This is a genomic window from Actinocorallia lasiicapitis, from assembly GCF_054778695.1.
Window position 1 is genome coordinate 1 of the sequence record NZ_BAAGZI010000193.1, and the last position, 10,600, is coordinate 10,600.

2 protein-coding genes are annotated in these 10,600 nt (G+C 72.9%); both read left to right on the forward strand.

The features are described from left to right. A partial coding sequence (locus ACYVE7_RS20475) for an amino acid adenylation domain-containing protein (RefSeq protein ID WP_460366568.1) occupies positions 1-3,994 on the forward strand: 3,994 nt, incomplete at its 5' end. After that, the coding region (locus ACYVE7_RS20480) for an amino acid adenylation domain-containing protein (RefSeq protein ID WP_460366569.1) at positions 3,991-10,600 on the forward strand (6,610 nt) is incomplete at its 3' end. The genes ACYVE7_RS20475 and ACYVE7_RS20480, both read left to right, overlap by 4 nt.

Here is a 10,600-nt window from a genome sequence, read left to right on the forward strand (position 1 = left end):
GGCGCTGTCCGGGCTGCCCGAGCAGCTCGACCTGCCCGCCGACCGGCCCCGCCCCGAGCAGGCGTCGTTCCGCGGCGGCACGGCACACGCCACGGTGCCCGCCGACGTCCACGGCCGGGTCGTGGAGCTCGCCCGCGCCACCGGCTCGTCGCCGTTCATGGTCGTCCAGGCCGCGTACGCGACGGTCCTGGCGAAGCTGTCCGGCACCACCGACATCCCGGTCGGCTCACCCATCGCGGGCCGCACCGACGAGGCGCTGGACGATCTGGTCGGCATGTTCGTCAACATGCTCGTCCTGCGGACGGACACCTCCGGCGACCCCACCTTCCGTGAGCTGGTCGCGCGGGTCCGGGAGACGGATCTGGCGGCCTACGCCCATCAGGACCTGCCGTTCGAACGGCTCGTGGACGTGCTCAACCCCGAGCGCCACATGGGCCGCCACCCGCTGTTCCAGAACGGCCTCACCTTCCAGAACAACCCCGAGGCGCGGCTCGACCACGACGGCTTCACCGCCCAGGTCGAACCCCTCACCGCCGGGGTGTCCCGCTTCGACCAGCTCCTGATGCTCACCGAGCGGTTCACCGCCGACGGCGCGCCCGCGGGGCTCGACTGCGAGCTGGAGTACGCGCTCGACCTGTACGACCCGCGCACCGCGGACGACTTCCTCGCCCGGTTCGAACGCGGGCTCGCCGCGCTGCTCGCCACACCCGACGCGCCGCTCAGCGCGACCAGCCTGCTGACCGACGGCGAACGCTCCACCATCCTCACCGCATGGGCGGCGTCGCCCGCCGCCACGGCGGAGCTCCCGCCGACGATCGTCGCGGCGTTCGAGGCGCGCGCGGCCGCGAACCCGCACGCCCCGGCCGTCACGTTCGAGGACACCACCCTCAGCTACGCCGAGCTCAACGGCCGTGCCAACCGGCTGGCCCGCCATCTGCGCGCGCGGGGCGCGGGCCCTGAGGCGTTCGTCGCGCTCCGGCTGCCCCGCTCCCTGGAGCTGGTCGTCGCGGTGCTCGCCGTGCTCAAGTCGGGTGCGGCCTACGTGCCGATCGACCCCGACTACCCGGCCGACCGCATCGCCTACACCCTCGAAGACGCCCGGCCCGCCCTGACGGTCGACGAGGAGTTCTACGCGGCGGCCCCGCTCGACTCCTACGAGGCGACCGACCTCGCCGTGGCGATCGACCCCGAACACCCGGCGTACGTGATCTACACGTCGGGTTCGACGGGCCGTCCCAAGGGTGTGGTGATCCCGCACGCCAATGTGATCCGGTTGATGACCTCGACGGACCACTGGTTCGGGTTCGGTCCCGATGATGTGTGGACGCTGTTCCATTCCTATGCGTTCGACTTCTCGGTGTGGGAGCTGTGGGGTCCGTTGCTGTACGGGGGCCGTCTGGTGGTCGTCCCCTACGCGACTTCGCGTTCGCCTGAGGAGTTCCTGAAGTTGCTGGCCGCTGAGCGCGTCACGGTGTTGAACCAGACGCCGTCGGCGTTCTACCAGCTCATGGCGGCCGACGCGGAGCAGCCCGCTGACCTGGCGTTGCGTTATGTGGTCTTCGGCGGTGAGGCGCTCGAGCTCAAGCGGCTGGGCGACTGGTACGCACGGCACGCCGACACCGTCCTGGTCAACATGTACGGCATCACCGAGACGACCGTGCACGTCACCCACCTCGCGCTCGACGAGGTGTACTGCGCGACCGCGCCCGGCTCCCACATCGGCACCGGCATCCCCGACCTGCGGATCTACGTGCTGGACGACCGGCTCCAGCCCGTCCCCGCCGGGGTCGTCGGCGAACTGTACGTCGCCGGGGCGGGCCTGGCCCGCGGCTACCACGACCGGCACGCCCTCACCGCCGAACGGTTCGTCGCCGACCCGCACGGCACCCCCGGCAGCCGCATGTACCGGACCGGCGACCTCGCCCGCTGGACCCGCGAAGGCACCCTGGAATACCTCGGCCGCTCCGACTTCCAGGTCAAGATCCGCGGATTCCGGATCGAGCTCGGCGAGATCGAAGCCGCGCTCGCCAAGCACCCGCGGATCCGCGACACCGCCGTCATCGACCGCGAGGACCGGCCGGGCGACAAACGGCTCGTCGCCTACGTCGTCGCGGACGGCGAGCTCGACGCCCAGGAGATCCGGACGTTCGTCGGCGCGGACCTGCCCACCCACATGATCCCCTCGGCGGTCGTCCTGCTCGACGCGCTGCCGCTCACCGGCAACGGCAAGCTCGACCGCCGCGCCCTGCCCGCACCGCAGATCACGGTCGGCGCGTCCGGCCGCGCCCCCGGCGGCGAACGCGAAGAACTCCTCGCCGACCTGTTCACCGAGGTCCTCGGACTGCCCGCCCGCGCCGGCGCCGACGACGGCTTCTTCGACCTCGGCGGCGATTCGATCATCGCGATCCAGCTCGTCTCCCGGGCCCGCCAGTCCGGGCTGCTGCTGACCCCGCGCGAGGTGTTCCAGCACCAGACCGTCGCCGAGCTCGCCGCGATCGCCCGCAACGCCGCCGACGCCCAGCTGGAGACCGAACCCGAAGGCGCGGGCCTCGGCCCCGTCCCGGTCACCCCGATCATGGCGTGGCTGCGTGAGCGCGGCGGCTCCAGCGACGGCTTCCACCAGTCGGTGCTGCTGCGGGTCCCGCCCGGCCAGGATGTCGAGGCGCTGACGGACGCCTGGCGGCGCACCCTCGACCACCACGACATGCTGAGGCTCCGGCTGGACGCCGACGGCCCGCCGGTCGTCCGGCCGGTCGGCGCGGTGCCCGCCGAGGGCCTGGTCACCCGGGTCCCGGTCGCGGGGCTCGGCGACGCCGAACGGCTGGAGACCATCCACGCGGAGGTCCGCGCCGCCGCCGCGAAACTCGACCCGGCCGAGGGCCACACCGGCCGGATCGTCTGGTTCGACGCCGGCGACGAGCAGGGCCGCCTGCTGTTCGTGCTGCACCATCTGGTCGTCGACGGCGTCTCCTGGCGGATCCTGCTGCCTGACTTCGTCAGCGCGCTCGTCGGCCTGGTGCTGGCGCCCGTCCCCGCGTCGTTCCGGCGCTGGGCGCAGCGGCTCACCGCGGAGGCCGCCGACCCGGAGCGGGTGAAGGAGCTCGACACCTCGCTCGACCTGGTCGAGGGCACCAACCCGAGGCTCGCCGCGCGGGCGCTCGACCCGGCGGCCGACACGGCGGCCACCGCCCGCCAACTCACCCTGACGCTGCGCGCCGAGACCGACGAACCGCTGCTCAGCACCGTTCCCACGGTCTTCCACGGCCGGGTCAACGACGTGCTGCTGACCGGTCTCGCGCTGGCCGCCGCCCACTGGCGCAAGCAGCGCGGCGGCCGCGGCACCGGGCTGCTCGTCGATCTCGAGGGCCACGGCCGTGAGGAGCTGTTCCCCGGCGTCGACCTGTCCCGGACGGTCGGCTGGTTCACCAGCCTCTACCCCGTCCGGCTGGACCCGGGCCCCAGCGACTGGGCCGAGGTCGGCGCGGGCGGCGAGGCTGCCGGGCAGGCGATCAAGAAGGTGAAGGAGCAGTTGCGGCAGGTGCCCGACAACGGCATCGGCTTCGGCCTGCTCCGCCATCTCAACGCCGAGACCGGCGAGGAGCTGGAGGACCTGCCGCAGGCCCAGATCGCGTTCAACTACCTGGGCCGGGTCGGCCGGGACGAGGGCGACTGGAGCCCCGCGCCCGAGCCGCTGCCGTCCGGGGAGGACCCGGCGATGCCAGCCGCGCACCCGCTGGAGATCAGCGCGATCGCCTACGACGGCCCCGGCGGCCCCGAGCTGGCCGTGACGTGGAGCTGGCCGGGCGCGCTGTTCACCGAGGACGAGGTCCGCGCGCTGGGCGAAGCCTGGTTCGCGGCGTTGCGCGGGCTCGTCGCCCACGCACGGGACGAGAACGCCGGTGGCTTCACCAGCTCCGACCTTCTGGTCGAATTGGAACAATCCGAGATCGAAGCGATTCAGGCCGCATGGCGGAAAAAGGGGAGTGAAGGGTGAGCCAGGCGAGGGACACCGCCGGAAACGGCCTGGAGGACATCCTTCCGCTCTCGCCGCTCCAGCAGGGCTTCTTCTTCCATGCGAAATACGACGACCAGGACGTCTACACCGCGCAGCTCGTCCTCGACCTCGAAGGGCCGCTGGACGTGGCCGCGCTGCGCGGCGCGGCCGAGACCCTGCTGCGCCGCCACCCGAACCTGCGCGCGGCCTTCACCGACCAGGACGTCAGCCGTCCCGTCCAGGTGATCCCGCGTGACGTCGCGCTGCCCTGGTTCGAGGTCGAGCTGACCGAGGAGGAGGCCGCCGCGCGGGTCCTCGCCGAGCGGCTGCACCGGTTCGACCTGCTCGACCCGCCGCTGCTCCGCTTCGTCCTGGTCAGGACCGCGCCCGAACGGCACCGGCTGATTTTCACCAACCACCACATCCTGCTGGACGGCTGGTCGACCCCCGTCCTGGCGACCGAGCTGTTCGCGCTCTACCTCGCCGGCGGCACCGACACGGGCCTGCCCCGCCCCACCGCCTACAAGAGCTATCTGGCGTGGCTGGCCAAGCAGGACCGCAAGGCCGCCGAAGCCGCCTGGCAGGAGGCCCTGGCCGGGCTCGACGAGCCGACGCTGGTCGCCCCGCACGCCGCCGAACTGCCCGCCGTGATCCCGCAGCGGGTCCGGATCGAGCTCGACGCGGCCGTCACCAAGAAGCTCACCAGGGTCGGCCGCCGCCACGGCGTCACGATCAACACGCTGCTCCAGGCCGCGTGGGGCATCGTCGTCGGCAGGCTCACCGGCCGCGACGACGTGGTGTTCGGGCAGGCCGTGTCCGGTCGCCCCGCCGACCTGCCGGGCGTCGAGGACATGATCGGCCTGTTCATCAACACGCTGCCGATCCGGGTCCGCGTCGGCCGCGACGACACCATCGCCGACCTGCTCGAACGGCTCCAGGAGGAGCAGGCCGAGCTGCTCCCGCACCACCACCTCGGGCTGTCGGACATCCAGCGCGCCGCCGGCCACCCGGCCCTGTTCGACACGATCACGGTGCTGGAGAACTACCCGTTCGACCCGTCCACGATGGACGGCACGCTGAACGGGCTGCGGCTCACCGGGTTCGACTCCTACGACGCCACCCACTTCCCGCTCTCGTTCGTGATCATGCCGGGCGAGCGGCTGTCGCTGCGGATCCACTACCGCGCCGACGTCGTCACCGAGCCCGAGGCGCAGGCGCTGCTCGCCCGCGTCTCCCGCTTCCTGGACGCCGTCCTCGACGACACCGATCAGCCGCTGGCCTCCCTCGACCTCCTGTCCGACGCCGAACGCGCGGCCCTCGCCTCCTGGTCGGGCCCAGTCGCCGACCTCTCGGCCGATTCGGTCGTGGAGCTGTGGGACGCCCGCGTCGCCGCCGCCCCTGACCTCACGGCCCTGGTGGCGCGGAGCCCCGAGCCGTCGACCGCGACCGGGGAGGGCGCACCCGGGCCCGGCGGGCTCGTCGCCCTGACCTACGCGGATCTGGACGCTCGGGCCAACCGCGTCGCGAACAAGCTGATCTCGCTCGGCGTCGGCACCGGCGCCCGGGTCGCGCTGCGGCTGACGTGCGGCGCGGAGATCGTCGTCGCGATCCTCGGCGTGCTGAAGACCGGCGCGGCCTACGTGCCGGTCGATCCGGAGTACCCGGCCGACCGCATCGCCTACATGCTCGCCGACTCCTCCCCCGCGCTGGAGATCACTCCCGAGTGGCTGGCCGCGCTGGGCGACGGCCCGGCGGCCGCGCCCGACGTCAAGATCCACCCGGACTCCCCGGCCTACGTGATCTACACCTCGGGTTCGACGGGACGGCCCAAGGGCGTCGTCGTGCCGCACCGCGGCCTGGTGAACTACCACGACGGGCACGCCGCGGACTTCTGGGGACCGGTCGTCGCCGACGCCGGACGCCGGGTGCGGTTCGCCCACACCGCGTCGTTCTCGTTCGACACGTCCTGGCACGGGCTGCTGCTCATGGTGTTCGGCCAGGAGCTGCACATCATCGACGACGCCGTGCGCCGCGACTCCGAAGCGCTCGTCCGCTACGTGCGCGACCGCGCCGTCGACCTGGTCAACACCACGCCTTCGCATTTCCAGACGCTGCGCGAGCTGGGCGTACTCGAGGCCGGGGTGTCGACCGTGCTGCTCGGCGGCGAAGCGCTCGGCGAGGCGCTCTGGGAGGACCTGGCGGCTCTGCCGGGGCTGCGCGTCGGCAACTTCTACGGGCCGACCGAGGCGTCCGTCGACTTCTTCAACGGCCCCGTCCTGCCGGGCGCGAAGCCCAACATCGGCGCCGCGTTCCGCAACAGCCGCCCCTACGTGCTGGACGGTTCGCTGCGGCAGGTCCCCGAGGGAGTGCCGGGCGAACTGTACGTCGCGGGCCCGCTGCTCGCGCACGGCTACCTCGGACGGGCCGGGCTGACCGCCGAGCGGTTCACGGCCTGCCCGTTCGGCGCGCCGGGCGAGCGCATGTACCGCACCGGCGACCTGGTGCGCTGGCTGCCCGACGGCACCCTGGAGTACCTGGGTCGCGCCGACGACCAGGTGAAGATCCGCGGGTTCCGGGTGGAGCTCGGCGAGATCGAGACGGCGCTCGAACGGCATCCGTTCGTCGCGCAGGCCGCCGTCATCGCCCGCGAGGACCGGCCGGGCGACAAACGGCTCGTCGGCTATGTGGTGACCCGGGAGGCCGTGTCGGCGCAGGAGCTGCGGGCGTTCGCCGCCGAGACGCTCCCCGACTACATGGTGCCGGTGGTCGTCCAGCTTCCCGAACTGCCGCTCACCCCCAACGGCAAGCTCGACCGCAGGGCGCTGCCCGCCCCCGACGCCGGGATCGGCGCGGGACGCGGCCCCCGCACCCCGCAGGAGGAGATCCTGGCCGGGGTCTTCGCCGAGGTGCTGGGCCTCGGCCGGGTCGGGGTCGAGGACTCCTTCTTCGAACTCGGCGGCGACTCCCTCACCGCGACCAGGCTGATCAGCCAGGTCCGGTCGGTGCTGGGCGTCGAACTGCCGATCCGGGCGCTGTTCGAGACGCCGACCGTCGCCGAGCTGGCCGTCCGGCTGGACCGCGCGGAGGGCGCGGCCGCCAGGCCCGCGCTCACCGCCCGGGAACGGCCCGCCGCGGTGCCGCTGTCGTACGCGCAGCAGCGCCTGTGGTTCCTCAACCGGTTCGAGGGCCCGTCGGCGACGTTCAACCTGCCGATCCCGCTCCGCCTCACCGGCGCGCTCGACCTCGACGCCATGGGCCGGGCCCTCGCCGACGTCGTCGCCCGGCACGAGACCCTGCGGACGATCTTCCCGGACGCCTCGGGCACCCCCCGCCAGCTCGTCCTGGACCCGGCCGCCGCCACCCCCGCCCTGCGGGTCGCCGAGACCACCGAAGCGCACCTCCCGGTGCGGCTCGCCACCCTCGCCGGCACCGGTTTCGACCTGTCGGTCGAGCCGCCGTTCCGGGTCGGCCTGCTCCGCCTCGCCGAAGACGACCATGTGCTCGTCCTGGTCCTGCACCACATCGCCGGCGACGGCTGGTCGATGGCGCCCCTGGCCCGCGACGTCGTCACCGCCTACGAGGCGCGCCGCAGGGGCGAGCCGCCGCTGTGGGCGCCGCTGCCCGTCCAGTACGCCGACTACACGCTCTGGCAGAACGACCTGTTCGACGGGCTCCTCGACGGCCAGATCTCCTACTGGACGCAGGCGCTGTCCGGGCTGCCCGAGCAGCTCGACCTGCCCGCCGACCGGCCCCGCCCCGAGCAGGCGTCGTTCCGCGGCGCGACCCTGCCGTTCACCATCGACGCCGCCGTCCACCGCGGTCTGCAGCAGCTCGCCAGGGAGACCGGCGCGTCCCTGTTCATGGTCATGCAGGCGGCCTACGCGGCCCTGCTGACCAGGGTGGGCGCGGGCACCGACATCCCGGTGGGCTCACCCATCGCGGGCCGTACCGATGAGGCCCTGGACGATCTGGTCGGCATGTTCGTCAACATGCTCGTCCTGCGGACGGACACCTCCGGCGACCCCACCTTCCGTGAGCTGGTCGCGCGGGTCCGGGAGACGGATCTGGCGGCCTACGCCCATCAGGACCTGCCGTTCGAACGGCTCGTGGAAGCGCTCAACCCCGACCGGCACATGGGCCGCCACCCGCTGTTCCAGGTCGTGCTCTCCTTCCAGAACAACCCGGAGGCACGCGCCGAGCTCGACGGGCTGACCGTCGCGGCCCTCGACCTGCCGACGGGCGCCGCCAAGTTCGACCTGTCGCTGTACCTGGAGGAGACCCACAGCTCCGACGGCGGCCCCGCCGGGATCGAAGCCGGGCTTGAGTACGCGCTCGACCTGTTCGACCCGGCCACCGCCCGCGACCTCGCCGACCGGCTGGTCCGGCTGCTGACGGCCGTCGCCACCGACCCCGACGCCCCCATCGGCTCGGTCGACCTGCTCGCGGAGTCCGAGCGCGCCACGATCCTCGACGTCTGGTCCTCCGGCGGCGCCCAGCCTGCCTCGGCCGCCGCCCCCACCACGATCCACGCGGTGTTCGAGGCGCAGGCCGCCCGCGCACCCGAGGCGCCCGCCGTCACCTGCGACGGCGCGACCCTCACCTACGGGGAGCTCAACGCCCGCGCCAACCGGCTCGCCGCCCATCTGATCGACCAGGGTGCGCGGCCGGGCGCGTTCGTCGCGATCGCCCTGCCCCGCTCGCTCGACCTGGTCGTCGCGGTGCTCGGCGTGCTCAAGTCCGGCGCCGCCTACGTGCCGGTGGACCCCGACTACCCGGCCGACCGCATCGCCTACATGATCGAGGACTCCCGTCCCGTCCTCACCGTGGACGCCGCCGTCCTCGCCGCCACCGAGGGCCGCCCCGACACCGACCCGGTCGTCGCGATGTCGCCCCTGGACCCCGCCTACGTGATCTACACGTCGGGTTCGACGGGCCGTCCCAAGGGTGTGGTGATCCCGCACGCCAACGTGATCCGGCTGATGGGCTCCACCGAGCACTGGTTCGGGTTCGGTCCCGATGATGTGTGGACGCTGTTCCATTCCTATGCGTTCGACTTCTCCGTCTGGGAGCTGTGGGGCCCGCTGCTGTACGGGGGCCGTCTGGTGGTCGTCCCCTACGCGACTTCGCGTTCGCCTGAGGAGTTCCTGAAGCTGCTGGCCGCTGAGCGGGTGACGGTGCTGAACCAGACGCCGTCGGCGTTCTACCAGCTCATGGCGGCCGACGCGGAGAAGCCGGCCGACCTGGCGCTGCGTTATGTGATCTTCGGCGGTGAGGCGCTCGAGCTCAAGCGGCTCGACGACTGGTACTCCCGCCACGCCGACGACGCGCCCCGCCTGGTCAACATGTACGGCATCACCGAGACGACCGTCCATGTCTCCTACCAGCCGCTCGACCGCGCCTACTGCGCCGAGGCCCCCGGCTCGATCATCGGTGTGCCCATCCCCGACCTGCGGATCTACGTGCTGGACGACCGGCTCCAGCCCGTCCCGCCCGGCACGGTGGGCGAACTGTACGTCGCGGGCCCCGGCCTCGCGCGCGGCTACCTCAACCGCCCCGACCTCACCGCGGAACGGTTCCCCGCCAACCCGTTCGGCACGGACGGCGAGCGGATGTACCGGACCGGCGACCTCGGCCGCTGGCGGCGCGACGGCTCCCTGGAGTACCTGGGCCGCGCCGACCAGCAGGTCCAGCTCCGCGGGTTCCGGATCGAGCTCGGCGAGATCGAGTCCGCGCTGGTCCGGCACGAGGCCGTCACCGACGCCGCCGTGATCGTCCGCGAGGACAGGCCCGGCGACCGGCGGCTGGTCGCCTACGCGGTCGGCGAGCCCGTCGACACCGGCGAGCTGCGCCGGTTCGTCAACCGCGACCTGCCCGACTACATGGTGCCCGCGGCCGTCGTCTTCCTCGACGCTCTGCCGCTGACCGCCAACGGCAAACTCGACCGCAAGGCGCTGCCCGCCCCCGACTTCACCGCGAACGTCACCGGGCGCGGCCCCCGCGACGGCCACGAGGAGACCCTGGCAGCACTGTTCGCCGAGGTGCTCGGCCTGCCGAAGGTCGGCATCGACGACGGCTTCTTCGACCTCGGCGGCGATTCGATCATCGCGATCCAGCTCGTCGCGCGGGCCCGCCAGGAAGGGCTGGCCGTCACCCCGCGCGAGGTGTTCCAGCACCAGACCGTCGCCGAGCTCGCCGCGATCGCCCGGCCCGCCGACGAGGACGCCTTCGAGGCCGAACCGGAGGGCGCCGGGCTCGGTCCCGTCCCCGCCACCCCGATCCTGCGCTGGTTCGAGTCGCTCCAGGGGCCGACCGGGAGCTACAGCCAGCGGATGATGCTGCGGGTCGCGCCGCACCTGGCCCCCGCCGACCTGACCCGCGCCTACCAGACGGTCGTCGACCACCACGACAGCCTCCGGCTGCGCGCCGCGGACGGCTCGTACGAGGTGCTGCCGCAGGGGTCCCGCACGGTCGCCGTCGAGACCGTCGACGTCCGCGGGCTCACCGGCGACGCGCTCACGACCGTGCTGGCCGAGACCGGCGCGGTCGTCCTGCACGGCCAGTGCGACGAGGCGATGTGCCTGCCCTACCACCCGCTCGTGACGGCGC